The organism is Pseudomonas sp. ICMP 10191 (assembly GCF_001467335.1).
GTDB classification, from domain to species: Bacteria; Pseudomonadota; Gammaproteobacteria; order Pseudomonadales; family Pseudomonadaceae; genus Aquipseudomonas; species Aquipseudomonas cerasi.
This window is the reverse complement of the sequence record NZ_LKGW01000013.1, coordinates 126,469-144,858: the sequence shown is the minus strand read 5'-3', so window position 1 is coordinate 144,858 and position 18,390 is coordinate 126,469. Positions and strand designations below refer to the sequence as shown.

At 58.7% G+C, this 18,390-nt stretch carries 18 protein-coding genes; 8 read left to right on the top strand and 10 right to left on the bottom strand.

All coding sequences use genetic code 11. From position 1 onward, the window contains the following. Window positions 1-13: 13 nt before the first annotated feature. From rseP to rpsB, 8 genes are all read right to left on the bottom strand, one after another. The gene (rseP, locus tag AO388_RS02925) at window positions 14-1,366 is read right to left on the bottom strand and encodes a sigma E protease regulator RseP (RefSeq protein ID WP_003364845.1); all 1,353 of its coding nucleotides are present in this window, start codon (window positions 1,364-1,366) and stop codon (window positions 14-16) included. A 117-nt stretch (window positions 1,367-1,483) separates the two neighbouring features. Beyond that, on the bottom strand, window positions 1,484-2,674 hold the full coding sequence (gene ispC / locus AO388_RS02920) for a 1-deoxy-D-xylulose-5-phosphate reductoisomerase (RefSeq protein WP_003364848.1): 1,191 nt from the start codon (window positions 2,672-2,674) through the stop codon (window positions 1,484-1,486). Continuing rightward, on the bottom strand, window positions 2,671-3,486 hold the full coding sequence (locus tag AO388_RS02915) for a phosphatidate cytidylyltransferase (protein ID WP_003415535.1): 816 nt from the start codon (window positions 3,484-3,486) through the stop codon (window positions 2,671-2,673). Before AO388_RS02915 ends, ispC begins: the two co-directional genes overlap by 4 nt. After that, window positions 3,486-4,241, bottom strand: coding sequence for a polyprenyl diphosphate synthase (gene uppS / locus AO388_RS02910; RefSeq protein ID WP_003433380.1), 756 nt, complete (start codon window positions 4,239-4,241; stop codon window positions 3,486-3,488). The genes AO388_RS02915 and uppS overlap by 1 nt, the downstream gene beginning before the upstream one ends. Before the next feature lie 16 nt (window positions 4,242-4,257). Continuing rightward, window positions 4,258-4,815, bottom strand: a complete 558-nt coding sequence (frr, locus tag AO388_RS02905; protein WP_003433381.1) for a ribosome recycling factor — start codon at window positions 4,813-4,815, stop codon at window positions 4,258-4,260. Then, on the bottom strand, window positions 4,815-5,555 hold the full coding sequence (pyrH, locus tag AO388_RS02900; protein ID WP_003364856.1) for a UMP kinase: 741 nt from the start codon (window positions 5,553-5,555) through the stop codon (window positions 4,815-4,817). The genes frr and pyrH overlap by 1 nt, the downstream gene beginning before the upstream one ends. 205 nt (window positions 5,556-5,760) lie before the next feature. Beyond that, entirely contained in the window at window positions 5,761-6,624 is an 864-nt protein-coding gene (gene tsf, locus AO388_RS02895; protein ID WP_003364858.1) for a translation elongation factor Ts, read from the bottom strand. Window positions 6,625-6,814: 190 nt separating this feature from the next. Continuing rightward, complete coding sequence (gene rpsB / locus AO388_RS02890) at window positions 6,815-7,558, bottom strand: 30S ribosomal protein S2 (protein ID WP_003314293.1); 744 nt, start codon at window positions 7,556-7,558, stop codon at window positions 6,815-6,817. 313 nt (window positions 7,559-7,871) lie between these two features. On the opposite strand from rpsB, the gene map reads away from it, so the two are divergent. The 4 genes from map (at window position 7,872) to AO388_RS02870 (ending at window position 13,638) form a co-directional block, all read left to right on the top strand. Next, window positions 7,872-8,654, top strand: a complete 783-nt coding sequence (map, locus tag AO388_RS02885) for a type I methionyl aminopeptidase (RefSeq protein WP_003391089.1) — start codon at window positions 7,872-7,874, stop codon at window positions 8,652-8,654. Window positions 8,655-8,719: 65 nt separating this feature from the next. Continuing rightward, complete coding sequence (locus AO388_RS02880) at window positions 8,720-11,416, top strand: [protein-PII] uridylyltransferase (RefSeq protein WP_003433386.1); 2,697 nt, start codon at window positions 8,720-8,722, stop codon at window positions 11,414-11,416. 51 nt (window positions 11,417-11,467) lie between these two features. Then, window positions 11,468-12,661: a succinyldiaminopimelate transaminase gene (dapC, locus tag AO388_RS02875; RefSeq protein ID WP_058416023.1), complete on the top strand. Its 1,194-nt coding sequence runs from the start codon at window positions 11,468-11,470 to the stop codon at window positions 12,659-12,661. A 131-nt stretch (window positions 12,662-12,792) separates the two neighbouring features. Continuing rightward, window positions 12,793-13,638 (top strand): matrixin family metalloprotease, encoded by an 846-nt coding sequence (locus tag AO388_RS02870; RefSeq protein WP_054080753.1) that lies wholly within the window; start codon window positions 12,793-12,795, stop codon window positions 13,636-13,638. Between the two features lie 99 nt (window positions 13,639-13,737). Here the strand turns inward: AO388_RS02870 and AO388_RS29120 are convergent, their stop codons facing one another. Next, window positions 13,738-13,968 carry a hypothetical protein gene (locus AO388_RS29120; protein ID WP_003314288.1) on the bottom strand — a complete coding sequence of 77 codons (231 nt, stop codon included), beginning with the start codon at window positions 13,966-13,968 and terminating at the stop codon, window positions 13,738-13,740. Window positions 13,969-14,200: 232 nt separating this feature from the next. Here AO388_RS29120 and AO388_RS02860 point away from each other — a divergent pair, with 232 nt between their 5' ends. Genes AO388_RS02860 through AO388_RS02845 form a run of 4 tightly spaced genes read left to right on the top strand, consistent with a single transcriptional unit; the run spans window position 14,201 to window position 17,299 of the window. Beyond that, window positions 14,201-14,548 carry an ArsC family reductase gene (locus tag AO388_RS02860; RefSeq protein WP_003364871.1) on the top strand — a complete coding sequence of 116 codons (348 nt, stop codon included), beginning with the start codon at window positions 14,201-14,203 and terminating at the stop codon, window positions 14,546-14,548. 47 nt (window positions 14,549-14,595) lie between these two features. Continuing rightward, a complete protein-coding gene (gene dapD, locus AO388_RS02855) occupies window positions 14,596-15,630 on the top strand; it encodes a 2,3,4,5-tetrahydropyridine-2,6-dicarboxylate N-succinyltransferase (RefSeq protein ID WP_003364873.1) in 1,035 nt (344 codons plus the stop codon). A 59-nt stretch (window positions 15,631-15,689) separates the two neighbouring features. Continuing rightward, window positions 15,690-16,895 (top strand): aminotransferase class V-fold PLP-dependent enzyme, encoded by a 1,206-nt coding sequence (locus AO388_RS02850; protein WP_058398131.1) that lies wholly within the window; start codon window positions 15,690-15,692, stop codon window positions 16,893-16,895. After that, window positions 16,892-17,299, top strand: coding sequence for a SufE family protein (locus AO388_RS02845; RefSeq protein WP_003364878.1), 408 nt, complete (start codon window positions 16,892-16,894; stop codon window positions 17,297-17,299). The genes AO388_RS02850 and AO388_RS02845 overlap by 4 nt, the downstream gene beginning before the upstream one ends. Here the strand turns inward: AO388_RS02845 and tcdA are convergent. Beyond that, on the bottom strand, window positions 17,290-18,120 hold the full coding sequence (tcdA, locus tag AO388_RS02840) for a tRNA cyclic N6-threonylcarbamoyladenosine(37) synthase TcdA (RefSeq protein WP_003433397.1): 831 nt from the start codon (window positions 18,118-18,120) through the stop codon (window positions 17,290-17,292). The genes AO388_RS02845 and tcdA overlap by 10 nt on opposite strands. Window positions 18,121-18,390: the final 270 nt, after the last annotated feature.

Here is an 18,390-nt window from a genome sequence, read left to right as displayed (position 1 = left end):
ACTCGGCAACGCTTTACAGTCGGCCCAGATCGTTGACCAGCGCGAGCAACATTACGCCCACTACCAGACTGATACCGATCTGCGCCCCCCAACCTTGAACCTTTTCCGAAAGGGGACGACCACGCGCCCACTCGATCAGATAAAACAGCAAATGCCCCCCGTCCAGGACGGGAATGGGCAGCAGATTCAGAACACCCAGGCTAATACTCAGATAAGCGAGGAAGTTCAGAAAATCTCCGATGCCCGACTGGGCCGAAGCGCCCGCCACTTTAGCAATGGTTATCGGTCCACTCAAGTTTTTTACCGAGAGCTCGCCGAACAACATTTTCTTCAGCGAGTCCAGGGTCAGCACACTCATGTTCCAGGTGCGCTTCACACCCTCGGCCATCGCCGCGAAAGGCCCGTAACTGACCTCGCGCAGCATTTCCGGTGGCCAATCGACAGCTTTCACACCAGCACCGAGGTAACCCGCGGCAGCCTTGCCCTCGCCCTTGGCCGCGAGAGTCACCGGCACGTCCATTTGCACGCCGTCGCGCTCGATGCGCAGCGAAATCTTCGCCTCAGGACGCTCGCGTACCCGATCCACAACCTGTTGCCACTCATTGAGCGGCTGACCGTCCATCGAAACCAGACGATCACCTGTTTTAAGCCCCGCGCTCTGCGCTGGACCTTTCGGATCGATTTCTGCCAGCACCGGCAACAGCGCGGGACGCCACGGACGAATACCCAGCGACTTGATAGGATCAGGCTCTTCTGCGCCCCTCAGCCAGTCATTGAGTACCAGCTCACGGGAGGTGTCGACCGTAGAACCCTGATCCCTGACCTTCAAAGCGATAGTACCGCTTTCACCCAGACGACGGACCAGTTGCAGGTTGACCCCGGCCCAACCAGAAGTAGGCTCGCCATCGACAGCGACGATTTCCTGTCCAGCCGTCAGGCCAGCCTGCTGGGCGATACTTCCGGCCTCCACTGCGCCGATAACCGGACGCACCTGCTCACTGCCCATCATCGCCAGCACCCAGAAAAATGCGATGGCGAGAAGGAAGTTGGCTGTCGGGCCGGCGATCACGATGGCGATGCGCTGCCCTACTGTCTTGCGATTGAACGATTGGTCAGCGAGCTCGGGCGGAACATTACCCTCGCGCTCGTCGAGCATTTTCACATAGCCGCCCAGAGGGATGGCAGCCACCACGTATTCTGTGCCCTGACGGTCATGCCAGCGCAGCAGAGGCGTGCCGAAGCCTACTGAAAAACGCAGCACTTTGACGCCACAACGACGCGCCACCCAGAAGTGGCCGAATTCGTGGAAGGTCACCAGCACACCCAGCGCAATCAGGGTGCCGAGAATCATGTATAAAGCGCTCATCAGTCTTCTCCGGGTACCGACTGGTCGGCCAGTGTGTTAATCATTGCAGGCCTTCAGGCCCGCCGTTGACGCACCACATCAACCCTTTCACTCACACCCTGACGGGTTTTCAGGTCGCTATCGCCCGTGTCTCTCAAGCCATTGGCCTGCCAGCAAACGCGCCTTCGCGTCAGCTGCGAACACCGCATCCAGCCCTTCGACCGCAGTGACAGGCTCGTGATCGAGAACCTCCTCGATAATACCGGCGATTTCCAGGTAGCGGATACGCCCTTCGAGGAATGCCGCAACGGCCACTTCATTGGCCGCGTTGAGCATGGCAGGTGCACTGCCCCCAGCCTCCGCCGCCTGTCGGGCCAGCCGCAGACATGGGAATCGTTCCTCGTCCGGCGCCTGAAAATCAAGCTGGCCGATACGAAACAGATCCAGTGGCGCAACGCCAGAGTCTACACGCGCAGGCCATGCCAGTGCATTGGCGATGGGGGTACGCATGTCGGGATTTCCCAACTGAGCCAGCACCGAGCCATCGACATAGTCGACCAGCGAGTGGATCACGCTTTGCGGGTGAATGACCACCTCGACCTGATCCGGACGCGCATCGAACAGCCAGCAGGCTTCGATCAGCTCGAGCCCCTTGTTCATCATGGTTGCCGAATCGACGGAGATCTTGCGCCCCATCGACCAGACCGGATGGGCACAGGCCTGCTCTGGCGTAACATTCTGCAACTGCTCCAGCGGCGTTTCGCGGAACGGTCCGCCCGAGGCAGTCAGCATGATCCGCCGGACACCGACGGCACCCAGCCCGCGGGCGAAGTCGCCGGGCAGGCACTGGAAGATCGCATTGTGCTCGCTGTCGATGGGCAACAGCACAGCGCCATTTTGCCGAACAGCCTGCATGAACAGGGCGCCGGACATGACCAGCGCTTCCTTGTTGGCCAGCAATACCTTCTTGCCCGCTTCCACCGCAGCCAGCGTCGGACGCAAGCCGGCAGCCCCGACAATGGCGGCCATGACCGCATCGACCCGCGGGTCAGCGGCCACTTCGCACAAACCGCCCTCGCCGACCAGCACCCGGGTATCGAGCCCGGCAGCCGCCAGGTCATCCTGCAGTTTGCGGGCGACCACCTGATCAGGCACTACGGCGTATTGCGGCGTGTGCCTGATGCACAAGGCCAGCAGTTCGTTCAGACGGCTGAAGCCGGTGAGCGCGAACACTTGATAAAGCGTTGGATGACGGGCAACGACATCCAGAGTGCTCAGACCGATGGAACCGGTTGCACCCAGAATGGTAATTTGTTGCGGCCCACTCACATGACACCCCAGTCAGCGGCCCAGAGCAGAACGGCAAATACCGGAATGGCCGCCGTGAGGCTGTCGATACGGTCCAGCACCCCGCCGTGGCCAGGCAACAGATTGCTGCTGTCCTTGACCCCGGACTGGCGTTTGAACATGCTTTCGGTCAGGTCGCCAATCACCGAGATGAATACGATCACCGCTGCGCCGAAGAGCGCCGCAATGAACTGCGCAACTGTCCAGTCGCGGGAAAAGCCCACTGCTGCCGTGATGCCCAGACTGACCACCAGACCGCCATATACGCCCTCCCAGCTCTTGCCAGGGCTCACCTTGGGCGCAAGCTTGCGCTTGCCAAAAGCCTTGCCGGAGAAATAAGCACCAATGTCGGCGGCCCAGACCAGCACCATTACCGACAGAATCAGCCAGTTACCCAGCGGCCATTGCTTGATCAGAACCAGACCCTGCCATGCAGGCAGCAGAATCAGAAGACCGATGACCAGCTTGCACGCTGCACTTGCCCAGTGACTGCTCGAGTCCGGATAGGTAAGGACCAGAAAGGTCGCAACGCCCCACCAGATGACTGCGGCAACCAGCACCCAGGGCTCCAGCCCCGGCAGCAGGTACATGAGAAAAAGCAGAACAGCGACCACAGCCGCATAGCCGATACGCATCGACTGTGCGGCAAAACCTGCGAGTCGTGCCCATTCCCAGGCACCCAAAACCACGACCACCCCGATGAACAGGGCGAAGTACATGCCGGTCAGCAGGAAAAACCCGCACAAGGCGATCGGCAACAGAATGAGTGCCGTGATGATCCGTTGTTTCAGCATTAAGCCCGGGCTCCAGCTTCTACCTGTTCGCTGGTTTTACCGAAGCGACGTTGGCGAGAAGCGAAATCTGCCAGCGCAGCGCGCATGGCATCGTGTTTGAAGTCCGGCCAGAACAGGTCGGAGAAGTACAGCTCGGCGTAGGCCAGCTGCCAAAGCAGGAAGTTGCTGATGCGGTGCTCACCGCCGGTGCGGATGCACAGATCCGGCAACGGCAGGTCGCCGGTGGCCAGACAGGTCTGCAACAACTGGGGAGTAATGTCCTCCGGCTGCAGATGTCCGGCCTGAACCTCACGCGCCAGCCGCTGGGCGGCCTGCGCGATGTCCCACTGCCCACCGTAGTTGGCAGCGATCTGCAGCACGAAGCGGCTATTGCCGGAGGTGCGCACTTCCGCCTCGCGCATGGCCGCCTGAAGTTCAGGGTGAAAGCGCGAGCGGTCGCCGATGATACGCAGGCTGATCTCGTTTTCGTTCAAGCGCTTGGTTTCACGGCGCAGCGCCGTGAAAAACAGCTCCATCAGCGCACCCACCTCTTCGGCCGGGCGCTGCCAGTTTTCACTGGAAAACGCGAACAGTGTCAGCACTTCGACCCGGGCTTCAGCGCAGACCTCGATAACGGCCCGCACAGCATCGACACCCGCCTTGTGGCCTGCAACGCCTGGCAGCAGGCGCTTCTTGGCCCAGCGATTATTACCATCCATGATAATCGCGACATGGCGCGGCACCGAGGGCGTCATGGCCGGTTTTATCTTTTCCATGAAAGCGTCCGAAACCTTAAACAGCCATCAGATCGGCTTCTTTCTGCTTGACCGCAACTTCGATTTCCGCCACGAACTTGTCAGTCAGCTTCTGTATGTCGTCAGCCGCACGACGCTCTTCGTCTTCGCTGATTTCCTTCTCCTTGACCAGGTCTTTCAACTGGCTCAAGGCGTCACGGCGAATGTTACGGACGGCCACACGGGCATCTTCTGCGGCATCACGCGCCTGCTTGGTGAAGCCCTTACGGGTTTCTTCGGTCAGCGCCGGCATGGAGATCAGCAGCAACTCACCCAGGTTGGTCGGGTTGAAACCCAGACCGGAACTCTGGATGGCCTTGTCGACAGCGGCCAGCATGTTGCGCTCGAACGCTACGACCTGAAGGGTACGCGAGTCCTTGACGGTGACGTTGGCCACCTGGCTGAGCGGGGTATCGGCACCGTAGTAAGGAACCATGACACCACCGAGGATGCTCGGATGCGCTTTGCCGGTACGGATACGGGTGAACGCATGGGTCAGCGACTCCAGACTCTTCTGCATGCGGGTCTGAGCGTCTTTCTTGATTTCGTTGATCATTATTGTGCTTCCTCGATCAGGGTCCCTTCAGCGCCACCATGGACGATATTCAGAAGAGCACCCGGCTTGTTCATGTTGAAGACGCGCAATGGCATCTTGTGATCGCGACACAGGCAGATTGCGGTCAGATCCATCACACCCAGCTTGCGATCCAGCACTTCATCGTAGGTCAGATGATCGAACTTCTCGGCATTCGGGTCCTTGAACGGATCTGCAGTGTAGACACCGTCCACCTTGGTGGCCTTGAGCACTACATCGGCGTCGATCTCGATCGCTCGCAGGCAGGCAGCCGAGTCGGTCGTAAAGAACGGATTACCAGTGCCGGCAGCAAAAATCACCACTTCCTTCGAGCTGAGATGGCGCATGGCCTTGCGGCGGTCGTAATGATCGGTCACGCCTACCATGGAAATGGCCGACATCACGATGGCGGTGATATTAGCGCGCTCCAGCGCATCGCGCATTGCCAGGGCGTTCATCACAGTGGCCAGCATGCCCATGTGATCGCCTGTCACCCGATCCATGCCCGCAGCACTCAAGGCCGCGCCACGAAACAGGTTGCCGCCGCCGATCACCAGACCGACCTGAACGCCGATACCGACCAGCTGGCCGACTTCCAGCGCCATGCGATCCAGCACCTTGGGATCGATGCCGAACTCTTCCGAGCCCATGAGGGCCTCACCGCTAAGCTTGAGTAGAATGCGTTTATAGCGAGCCTGATAACCACTGCCCTGCTGAGCCATTGCGAATCTCTCCTGCGGCGTTTTCTGAAAAAAATCTGTGCGGGCTATTTCAAGCCTGCGCTTACTTTAGCTTGACGCTTTGCGCGCGTCGGGAGAATGCAGCCTTGTGGGCACAATCTCCAAGGAAAATTTCCCTTTCTCTTTCGACAAAGAGGCCGCACGCGTGAGCGGGCAGCCTCTTTGGGGCGACAGTTGAAAAACCGTCTTACTGCTTGGCGGCAGCCAGTTGAGCAGCCACTTCATCAGCGAAGTTATCAACTGGTTTCTCGATGCCGTCGCCTACTTTGAAGTAGGTGAAGGAAACGATTTCAGCGCCGGCTTTCTTGGCCAGATCACCGACCTTGACTTCCGGGTTCTTGACGAAGGCTTGCTCGACCAGGCTGGCTTCTGCCAGGAACTTGGTGATACGACCGCCAACCATTTTCTCAACGATGTCAGCCGGCTTGCCTTTGATCTTGTCTTCGTTCAGTTGCAGGAAGACATTCTTCTCGCGCTCGATCGCTTCAGCAGACACTTCCGAAGGGAACAGGAACTCAGGGTTGCTTGCCGCTACGTGCATGGCGATATCTTTGGCCAGCTCGACGTCGCCACCCTTGAGGGTAACAACTACGCCGATCTTGTTGCCGTGCAGGTAAGTACCTACAACATCACCTTCGATACGCTTCAGGCGACGGATGTTGACGTTTTCGCCAACCTTGCCGACCAGTACCAGACGTGCAGCTTCCTGAGCTTCGATCAACGGAGCAGCATCAGTCATCTTGTCAGCGAAGGCTTTTTCGACGCTTGCAGCAACGAAAGCCTTGAAGTCGTCTTGCAGGGCCAGGAAGTCGGTCTGCGAGTTGACTTCGATGATGACAGCGGCTTTACCGTCGTCCTTGATGGCGATAGCGCCTTCAGCAGCCACGTTACCTGCTTTCTTGGCGGCCTTGATGGCGCCGGAAGCACGCATATCGTCGATTGCTTTTTCGATGTCGCCGCCAGCCTTGGTCAAGGCCTTTTTGCAATCCATCATGCCTTCGCCGGTACGCTCGCGCAGTTCTTTGACCAACGCTGCAGTAATCTCTGCCATTTCAAAATCCTCTTGGATAGGTCTTCAACCATTCCACCCGACAGGCCGGGCGTGCAATTCTTGAAAAATCAGGGTGGCAGCAACACATGACAGCGAGGTCATGGTTACAGACCGACAAATCATTTCCTAGGTGGCAAAAAGGGGGCTAAGCCCCCTTTTCGCGTACTGAGTAAACGCCAGGCGTTTGTACTCAGCCTTCTACAGCAGCTGCAGCTGGAGCTTCTTCGACGAAAACGTCGGTGCCGCCAGCAACATTGTTACGACCACGGATAACAGCATCAGCCATCGAACCCATGTACAGCTGGATGGCGCGGATTGCGTCATCGTTGCCCGGGATGATGTAGTCAACGCCTTCCGGGCTGCTGTTGGTATCGACGACGCCGATAACCGGGATGCCCAGCTTGTTGGCTTCGGTGATCGCGATGCGCTCGTGATCAACGTCGATGACGAACAGAGCGTCCGGCAGACCGCCCATGTCCTTGATACCACCCAGGCTGCGATCCAGTTTTTCCAGATCACGGGTACGCATCAGGGCTTCTTTCTTGGTCAGCTTGGCGAAAGTACCGTCTTCAGCCTGTACTTCCAGCTCACGCAGACGTTTGATCGACTGACGGATGGTCTTGAAGTTGGTCAGCATGCCGCCCAACCAGCGATGGTCGACGTACGGCGAACCGCAACGTGCTGCTTCTTCAGCAACGATCTTGCCAGCGGAACGCTTGGTGCCGACGAACAGAATCTTGTTTTTGCCCGAAGCCAGGCGCTCAACGAAAGTCAGAGCTTCGTTGAACATAGGCAGGGTTTTTTCAAGGTTGATGATGTGAATCTTGTTACGCGCGCCGAAAATGTACTTACCCATTTTCGGATTCCAGTAACGGGTCTGGTGGCCGAAGTGGCAACCAGCCTTCAGCATATCGCGCATATTGACTTGGGACATAAATAGTTCCTTGATAAGTCGGGTTAGGCCTCCACGTATCCCAATGACCAACCAATGGCATCTGCCAAGGGCACCCAGGTCATCGTGTCGACACGTGTGTGGGTTTGTGCTTCAAGGACGGACCTTGGAAAGCGGCGCATTTTATATCATAAAAGGGAAGAGAACGGAACTCCCATCAAGTGCTTGTTTTGCGGTGACTTTGCAGCTTCATGGACAGCCTATAGAAGGAAGCGATGATTACCCGGCACCGGCGGTCTGATAGAATTGCGCCTTTGCGCACCAACCGCGTGCCTGCCACGCCGAGAGAATTCGTATGACCATCACCCTCAAAACCCCGGAAGACATCGAAAAGATGCGCATCGCCGGTCGCCTGGCCGCCGATGTTCTGGAAATGATAGCGCCGCACGTCAAGCCCGGTGTGACCACCGAAGAGCTGGACCGCCTCTGCCACGACTATATCGTCAACGAACAGAAGGCGATCCCGGCCCCGCTGAACTACAAGGGCTTCCCCAAGTCGATCTGCACCTCGATCAACCAGGTGGTCTGCCACGGCATCCCGAGCGACAAGAAGCTGAAGGACGGTGACTCGCTGAACATCGACGTCACCGTCATCAAGGACGGCTACCATGGCGACACCAGCAGGATGTTCCATGTCGGCACCGTTCCGGTATGGGCCGAGCGCCTGTCGAAGGTGACTCAGGAGTGCCTGTACAAGGCCATCGAAATCGTCAAGCCCGGCACGCGCCTGGGGGACATCGGTGCCGTCATCCAGAAACACGCTGAAAAGAACGGTTTCTCCGTGGTTCGCGAGTTCTGTGGTCATGGCATCGGCAAGGTGTTTCATGAAGAGCCGCAGGTCATGCACTTTGGCGAGGCCGGAACCGGTATCGAACTGCAGGAAGGCATGACCTTCACCATCGAGCCGATGATCAACCAGGGGCGTCCTGAAACCAAGATCCTCGGCGATGGCTGGACGGCGATCACCAAGGACCGCAAGCTCTCGGCGCAATGGGAGCACACGCTGCTGGTGACCGCCGACGGTTACGAAATCTTCACCTTGCGCAGCGACGACACCATTGCCCAAAAGGCTCCCTGACCCGAGTCTGCCCGGCTGAACCCATGCCCGTCACTTGCACAGCCCGACACGAGGAATACTGCTCAATGCCGCAAGTAGATCCAGACTTGTTCGATCGTGGCCAGTTCCAGGCCGAACTGGCCTTGAAAGCCAGCCCCATCGCTGCGTTCAAGAAGGCCATCCGCAAAGCGAGAGACGTCCTTGATGAGCGCTTCCGGTCGGGCCGTGACATTCGACGACTGATCGAGGACCGGGCATGGTTTGTCGATAACATCCTGCAAAAGGCCTGGGATCAGTTCGAATGGAGTGAAGACGCCGACATCGCGCTCCTGGCAGTGGGTGGCTATGGCCGCGGCGAGCTGCACCCGTACTCGGACATCGATCTGCTGATCCTGCTGGACAGCGACGACCACGAAGTTTTCCGCGAACCCATCGAGCGGTTTCTGACGCTGCTGTGGGACATCGGCCTGGAAGTCGGACAGAGCGTACGCTCGGTCAACGAATGCGCACAGGAAGGCCGCGCCGACCTGACCGTGATCACCAATCTGATGGAAAGCCGCACCATCGCCGGCCCCGAGCATCTGCGCCAGCGCATGCTGGAAGTCACCAGCACCGAGCACATGTGGCCGAGCAAGGAGTTCTTCCTCGCCAAGCACGCGGAACAGAAAAAACGTCACCACAAGTACAACGACACCGAATACAACCTGGAACCCAACGTCAAGGGTTCTCCAGGCGGCCTGCGCGATATTCAGACCATCCTCTGGGTAGCGCGACGCCAGTACGGCACGCTGAACCTGCATGCGCTGGCAGGCGAAGGCTTCCTGCTGGGCAGCGAAAACGCCCTGCTCGCCTCCTCTCAGGAGTTTTTGTGGAAGGTGCGTTACGCGCTGCACATGCTGGCCGGACGCTCAGAGGACCGGCTTCTGTTCGATTATCAGGTACGCATCGCCGGCTTGCTGGGCTATGAAGACAACGATGCCAAGCTGGCCATAGAGCGCTTCATGCAGAAGTACTACCGAGTGGTCATGAGCATCGCCGAACTCAGCGATCTGATCATCCAGCATTTCGAAGAAGTGATTCTTTCCGACGACAGCGGTACGGCACAGCCGATCAATTCACGCTTTCAGTTGCACGACGGGTATATAGAAGCTACCCACCCGAACGTCTTCAAGCGCACCCCGTTTGCCATGATCGAAATCTTCGTGCTCATGGCCCAGCATCCGGAAATAAAGGGTGTGCGTGCCGACACCATTCGTTTGCTGCGTGAACATCGTCACCTGATCAACGATGACTTCCGCAATGATATTCGCAACACCAGCCTGTTCATCGAGCTGTTCAAGTGCGAAATCGGCATTCATCGCAACCTGCGCCGGATGAACCGCTACGGCATTCTCGGCCTGTACCTGCCCGAGTTCGGCCATATCGTCGGCCAGATGCAGCATGACCTGTTTCACATCTATACCGTCGATGCGCACACGCTTAATCTGATCAAACACCTGCGCAAGCTGCAATACACCGAAGTGTCCGAGAAATTTCCGCTGGCCAGCAAGATCATGGGCCGTCTGCCCAAGCCGGAGTTGATCTACCTGGCCGGGCTTTATCACGACATCGGCAAGGGTCGTGGCGGTGATCACTCGGAGCTGGGCGCAATCGACGCACAGGCGTTCGGCACGCGCCATCATCTGCCTGCGTGGGACACCCGGCTCATCGTCTGGCTGGTGAGCAACCATCTGGTGATGTCGACCACCGCCCAGCGCAAGGACCTTTCCGACCCGCAGGTCATCCACGACTTTGCCCAGTTCGTGGGCGATGAAGTGCATCTGGATTACCTGTATGTGCTGACCGTCGCCGACATCAATGCGACCAATCCGACGCTCTGGAACTCTTGGCGTGCCAGCCTGCTGCGCCAGCTGTACACCGAGACCAAGCGAGCCTTGCGCCGCGGCCTGGAAAATCCGGTAGACCGCGAAGAACAGATTCGTCGCACACAGACTGCCGCGCTGGATATTCTGGTACGCAACGGCACCGATCCGGATGACGTCGAGCAGCTCTGGTCAGCGCTGGGCGACGACTATTTCCTGCGTCACACCGCAGGCGATGTGGCCTGGCATAGCGATGCAATTCTGCAGCAACCGGCCGACGGCGGGCCGCTGGTGCTGATCAAGGAGACCACGCAGCGTGAATTCGAGGGCGGTACACAGATCTTCATTTACGCCCCGGATCAGCATGATTTCTTCGCGGTGACCGTGGCGGCGATGGATCAGCTGAACCTGAACATTCATGACGCGCGTATTATTACGTCCAGCAGCAAATTCACACTCGACACCTACATCGTTCTCGACAATGAAGGCGGTTCGATCGGCAACAATCCGGAGCGGATTCAGGATATCCGCGAAGGCCTGACCGAGGCCCTGCGCAACCCGGATGATTACCCGACAATCATCAAGCGCCGCGTGCCACGGCAGCTCAAGCACTTTGCTTTCGCACCGCAAGTCACCATTCACAACGACGCCCAGCGTCCGGTGACCGTACTCGAATTGCTGGCACCGGATCGCCCCGGCCTGCTGGCGCGCATCGGCAAAATCTTCCTGGAATTCGACCTGTCCCTGCAAAACGCCAAGATTGCGACGCTGGGCGAACGTGTGGAAGACGTGTTCTTCATCACCGACGCCAACAATCACCCACTGTCCGATCCACAATTGTGCCGCCAGTTGCAGGATGCAATCGTCAAGCAACTGAGCGTCAACTCAGAGCCAGGCGGCGATTTGCGGATCAGCATATGAATACTCGGTCATACGAATCGACTCAACGCAGCTCATTGAGGAACACGTTCCATGAATAACGCCATGCAACTGCTTCAGCCTTACCCGTTCGAGAAGCTGCGCGCTTTGCTGGCCGGCGTAACGCCCAATCCGGAAAAGCGTCCGGTAGCGCTGTCGATTGGCGAACCGAAGCACCGCTCCCCCGATTTCGTTGCCAAGGCGCTGGCTGACAACCTTGATCAGATGGCGGTTTACCCGACCACGCTGGGTATTCCGGCACTGCGCGAAGCCATTGCCGGCTGGTGCAGCCGTCGGTTCGATGTGCCACAGGGCTGGATCGATCCGGCGCGCAATGTACTACCGGTCAATGGCACGCGCGAAGCGCTGTTCGCCTTCACCCAGACCGTGGTCAATCGCAGTGATGACGGCCTGGTGATCAGCCCGAATCCGTTTTACCAGATCTATGAAGGCGCCGCTTTTCTGGCCGGAGCCCAGCCGCACTACCTGCCATGCCTGAGCGAGAACGGTTTCAATCCCGATTTCGATGCCGTCAGCCCGGATATCTGGAAGCGTTGCCAGATCCTCTTTCTGTGCTCGCCGGGCAACCCGACCGGCGCACTGATTCCGGTTGAAACCCTGAAAAAGCTCATTGCCCTGGCTGACGAACATGACTTTGTCATTGCTGCGGACGAGTGCTACAGCGAGCTGTACTTCGACGAACAAACCCCGCCGCCGGGCCTGCTCAGCGCCTGCGTCGAGCTGGGCCGCAAGGATTTCAAACGCTGCGTGGTCTTCCACAGCCTGTCCAAGCGCTCCAATCTGCCGGGCCTGCGCTCCGGTTTTGTGGCGGGTGACGCGGAGATCCTCAAGGCCTTCCTGCTGTATCGGACCTACCACGGCTGCGCCATGCCGGTTCAGACTCAACTGGCCAGCATCGCGGCCTGGAATGATGAGGAGCACGTACGCGCCAACCGTGATCTGTACCGCGAGAAGTTCGCTGCGGTGCTCGACATCCTGAGCCCGGTGCTCGACGTTCAGCACCCGGACGGCGGCTTTTACCTGTGGCCGAATGTTGGTACCGATGACGCTGCATTTTGCCGCGATCTGTTCGTCGATCAGCACGTCACCGCAGTACCGGGCTCGTACCTTTCCCGCGAAGTGGACGGCGTCAACCCTGGCGCAGGCCGGGTGCGTCTGGCACTCGTGGCACCGTTGGCGGAATGCATCGAAGCGGCCGAACGTATCCGCGCCTTCCTGAGCAAGTAAAAGCCAAACCCAAAAAAATCACCCCGCCGCATGCAATGTGCGGCGGGGTAATTAGTTACCACCTCCCGCCCGCTGCGTGAACGTACTCTCAACCTTCATTTTTCATGCTTCCGGACACGGAGCGAATCACCATGAAGGCCAATCCCATGCCCGCATCCACTGCTCCCAAAGGCGTAAAACTGCCCGCATCCTGCTGCATGCGCAGCGCTGGAAATCACCAGGCTTCGTATGAAGCAGCGATTCACGAAAATCCCGCCAACGCGGCTATCAACCCTGCGTACAACTCGGAAACCGACGACACCGGCCAGCCAAGGCAGCAGGCGCGCCTGCTGGTTTCGTTCAGCAAATACTGGGCTCGCGGGCGAACCCTGAAAGTTCTTTTCCTTAAGAATCCTCCGGCCACCCTCACAGCCCCCATCGTGGAAGCGGCAAGCAAATGGCTGCCGCACATAAACCTGAAATTCGAGTTCGTGACGGACGGAGCGAGCGATATCCGAATTGGCTTCAATGAACATCTGAACTGGAGCGCCATAGGCACCGATACCCTGCTGGCCGAGCCTGATGAATCGACCATGGAGTTCAACGTCAAAGAACTGTACGCAGCGGACCTGAAACCAATGCCGGACCTGACGCGTATCGTTCTGCATGAATTCGGACACGCATTGGGCGCGGTTCACGAGCATCAACATCCGCAGGCAAACATCCCCTGGAACGAACCACTGGTGCGCTCACTGCTTTCGCAAACCGGGTTGAGTGACGAAGAGATCAATATCAATTTCTTCGACAGGTACGAGGCCGCCGATTTCCACCATTCGGCTTACGATCGTGATTCGGTCATGCATTTCGATATCCCCAACGGCCTGACCCTCGGCGATTTCGAGATCATCAATGTGGGCAAGACGCTCAGCAGCAATGATATCGCCGTGATGAGTGCCATCTACGCGGACCGGAGCAACTCGAAATTCGAAACGCCCTGACAGGACGGGACAGCGTTCGAACAGGTGCTGATCCTGCTGCAATCAACAGTGCGCCATACGTTTCGCACGTGTGGCGTGACCGCCTGAAAAAAGTGCTGACTATTCTCGGGTTCGCAGCTTTTCAGCCACCCAGCCGACCGCCCAACTGACAGGATCATGAGACTGCATGGGCAGCAACGGCTTTCCTTCACGGGCAGCCAGCCGGCCCTGGGCTTCGGCTTCACCGTGAATCCAGAGGGTACTTTGCTTGAATCCCTCGGCACGTTGACGCTCCCTGTAATAACGCTGCCGGACAAGCGCTTCCTGACGCTTCTTCTCTTGCTCAGACATAACGCACCCAAACTTCAAATGACGGGTAATAATTGCCCGCAGCAGCCAGCGACTCAAGCGTGAGCGGGTGAAGTTTTCTTAATGATGGTTAGCCTTATTATCTAGTTTCCGTTCAGTCTCCGTGCTGGCGCTGTCACAACACTGAACGGAATGACGTGGCATAATAGTCGGCTAAATTGCGAGGAGAGGACGTGGGGAGTATCGAGCAAGATCAGCCACCCCACCTTAAACAATGACTTACACTCTGTTTGGCATCAAAGCCTGCGACACGATGAAAAAGGCCCGTACCTGGCTCGATGAGCATTCGGCGAGCTACGAATTTCACGACTACAAGACCCAGGGCATCGACCGTGAGCACCTCGAGCAGTGGTGCAATGAACACGGATGGCAGGTTGTGCTGAACCGCGCAGGCACGACCTTTCGCAAGCTCGAAGACGGACAAAAGGCCGATCTCGACCAGGCGAAAGCCATAGAACTGATGCTCGCGCAGCCGTCCATGATTAAGCGTCCAGTGCTTGATCTGGGCAATAAAACCCTGATCGGCTTCAAGCCTGACCTGTATGCAGCGGCTTTACAGTAAGCCAGAGCGCTACTGAAAGCCCCTTGATAAAGCCACGAGGTATTTACATGTCCACCACCCTGTTCAGCCTGGCCTTCGGCGTCGGCACCCAAAATCGTCAAGGCGCATGGCTTGAAGTATTTTATGCTCAGCCTCTGATCAATCCTTCTGCGGAACTGGTCGCGGCCATCGCACCGGTTCTGGGTTACACCGGCGGCAACCAGGCAATCACCTTCAATGTCGATCTGGCCTACAAGCTGGCCGAAGCGGTCAAATCCGTGGACACGACTCAAGCCGCACTGCTGACTCGCCTGGCCGAAAGCCAGAAGCCGCTGGTCGCGACTCTGCTGGCTGAAGACGCCACACTGACGTCGACTCCCGAGGCGTACCTCAAGCTGCATCTGCTGTCGCACCGCCTGGTCAAGCCGCACGGTCTGAACCTGGCAGGCATCTTCCCTCTGCTGCCAAACGTGGCCTGGACCAGCCAGGGCGCGGTCGACCTGGTCGAACTGGCCGAGCGTCAACTCGAAGCACGCCTCAAGGGCGAGCTGCTGGAAGTATTCTCGGTCGACAAATTCCCGAAAATGACCGATTACGTTGTGCCGAGCGGCGTTCGTATCGCTGACAGCGCTCGCGTGCGTCTGGGCGCCTATATCGGCGAAGGCACGACCGTCATGCACGAAGGCTTCGTCAACTTCAATGGCGGCACCGAAGGCCCGGGCATGATCGAAGGCCGCGTTTCCGCCGGCGTATTCGTCGGCAAGGGTTCGGATCTGGGCGGCGGCTGCTCGACCATGGGTACGCTGTCCGGTGGCGGCAACATCGTCATCAAGGTCGGTGAAGGCTGCCTGATTGGCGCCAACGCCGGCATCGGCATCCCGTTGGGTGATCGCAACACCGTGGAGTCGGGTCTGTATGTGACCGCAGGTACCAAGGTCGCGCTGCTCGACGAAAACAATGAGCTGGTCAAGATCGTCAAGGCCCGTGAGCTGGCAGGTCAGACAGACCTGCTGTTCCGTCGCAACTCTCAGACCGGCGCAGTGGAATGCAAAACCCACAAGTCGGCCATCGAGCTGAACGAAGCACTGCACGCTCATAACTGATGCTGTGTGCGGGTTCGAGGCCGATGGCGTTGAACCCGCCTCCACACGCTGGACGAACAATGCCCCTCTTCTCTCCCTGGCGCAGCGACTTCCCCGCACTCGCCGCTCTGCAACGGCAAGGCCAGACCTATCTGGACAATGCCGCCACGACGCAGAAGCCTCAGGCGCTGATCGACGCCCTGACTCATTACTACACCAACGGTGCCGCCAACGTGCATCGTGCCCAGCATCTGCCCGGCGCGCACGCCACCCAGGCGTTCGAGGCCAGCCGTGGCAAGGTCGCCCACTGGCTGAATGCCGGTGAAAACGGCCAGATCATCTTCACCCATGGCGCAACGTCTGCGCTGAACCTGCTGGCCTACGGGCTGGAACATGAATTCGCTGCGGGCGACGAAATCGCCATCAGCGCGTTGGAACATCACGCCAATCTGCTGCCATGGCAGCAACTGGCTCAGCGACGCGGCCTGAAACTGGTAATTCTGCCGCTGGACATTGATGGCGTGATCGACTGCGATGCGGCAGCCAACCTGATCGGACCGCGCACACGCCTGCTCGCAGTCACCCAGCTCTCAAACGTGCTCGGCACCTGGCAACCCTTGGCCCGCCTCATCGCACTGGCCAAGACCCAAGGCGCACTCACCGTCGTGGACGGCTCACAAGGCGTGGTGCACGGACGCCACGATGTGCAGGCGCTGGGTTGCGATTTTTATGTGTTTTCCAGCCACAAACTGTACGGCCCGGAAGGACTCGGCGTGCTTTACGGACGCAACGAGGCGCTGCCCAGCCTCGCGCATTGGCAGTTCGGCGGCGAGATGGTGCTGACGGCCGATTATCAGCACGCGAAATTTCGTCCGGCCCCCCTGGGTTTCGAAGCCGGCACCCCGCCCATCGCCAGCGTGATCGGCCTGGGCGCTACGCTGGGTTATCTGGACAGTCTCGACCATCAGGCGGTTGCAGAACATGAAGCCAGACTGCACCGTCGCCTGCTCGAGGGCCTGCAGCAGCGGGACGGCATTCAGGTTCTGGGCTCGCCGGATCTGGCACTGGTCAGCTTCGTCGTCGACGGTATTCACAATGCCGATGTGGCCCACCTGCTGACCGAACAGGGCATAGCCGTACGCGCCGGTCATCACTGCGCGATGCCGCTGTTCAAGACCCTTGGCCTGCCCGGCGCGATTCGGGTGTCACTGGCGCTGTACAACGATTCGGACGATCTGCTGCAGTTCTTCAGCGCACTGGATCAGGCACTGGAGCTGCTTCGATGAGCCTGCCCGCATTGGCGCAAACTGCGCTCGACAGTTTTTCCCGGCAACAAGGCTGGGAACAGCGCGCGCGCCTGCTGATGCAATGGGGCGATCAACTGGCGCCGTTGAGTGACGAAGAAAGGACCGACGACAATCTGGTGCACGGTTGTGAAAGCAAGGTCTGGCTGACCGGCGAAGTCAGCGACGACGCCTGGCTGTTTCGAGCTGCGAGCGACGCTCGACTGATTCGCGGTCTGGTAGCGCTGCTGCTGGCGCGTGTCAACGGCCTGTCGGAGCGAGAACTGGCAGCCGTGGATTTACCTGACTGGTTCAATCGATTGGGACTCGCCCGCCAACTCTCACCCTCGCGCAGCAACGGCCTGAATGCCGTACTGCAGAAGATGCGCCATCTGACTCAAGCCTGATCGGGCGTTGCAGCCGCTGGCTTGACCCGCTCCGAAGGCCGTCGCGTGCCCGCCACCAACTTGTCCACTGCACGGGTGGCGGCAACCATGCCAAAGGTCGCGGTCACCATCATCACGGCACCGAAACCACCGGCGCAATCGAGCTTTACGCCCTCGCCGACGAATTTCTTTTCCAGACAAATGCTGCCATCCGGCTTGGGGTAGCGCAGTTGCTCGCTGGAAAACACGCAAGGCACGCTGTAGTGACGGTTCGGCGTACGTGAAAAACCATAATCCCGACGCAGGGTCGAGCGCACCTTGGAGGCCAGCGGGTCATTGAAGGTGCGGTTGAGGTCGGCGATCTGAATAAGGGTCGGATCGATCTGCCCACCCGCCCCGCCGGTGGTGACCATCTGAATCTTGCGTCGTTTGCACCAGGAAATCAGCGCAGCCTTGGCATTGACGCTGTCGATACAGTCGATCACGAAGTCCATGTCAGGGGTAATGCACTCGGCCATGGTGTCGCGGGTCACGAAATCAGCCACGGCGTGGACAATGCAATCTGGGTTGATCGCGCGGATACGCTCAGCCATCACCTCGACTTTCGGCTGGCCGACCGTACCGCCCAGCGCATGCAACTGGCGGTTGCTGTTACTGACACAGACATCGTCCATGTCGAACAGCGAAATCTCGCCCACGCCACTGCGCGCCATCGCTTCCGCCGCCCAGGAGCCCACACCGCCGATACCCACCACCGCCACATGAGCCGCGCGCAGGCGTGCCAACCCCTCGATGCCATATAGACGGGCGATACCCGCGAACCGTGGATCTTCTGCGCTCATGATCAATACCTCAAAAACCGGCGCGCATTATAGGGGTTTGTCGACGGCAAGACACCTGACTTGTTCCCGGCAGGCGAGGTCGTTGTCCGTTGACGAGCTGCCCCAGAGACTCAAGGGAAGTAAAAAATAATGATCTCAGAACGCGATCAACGCTGACTGCTTAAACGCCATACCGTTTTTGGAAAAGCCCGAGGAAAAGAGTCTAAGCATTGCAAACGGCAATGAACGAGGACGACTAAGGTTAATCAACGCGAAGGGAACTCGCGGCAC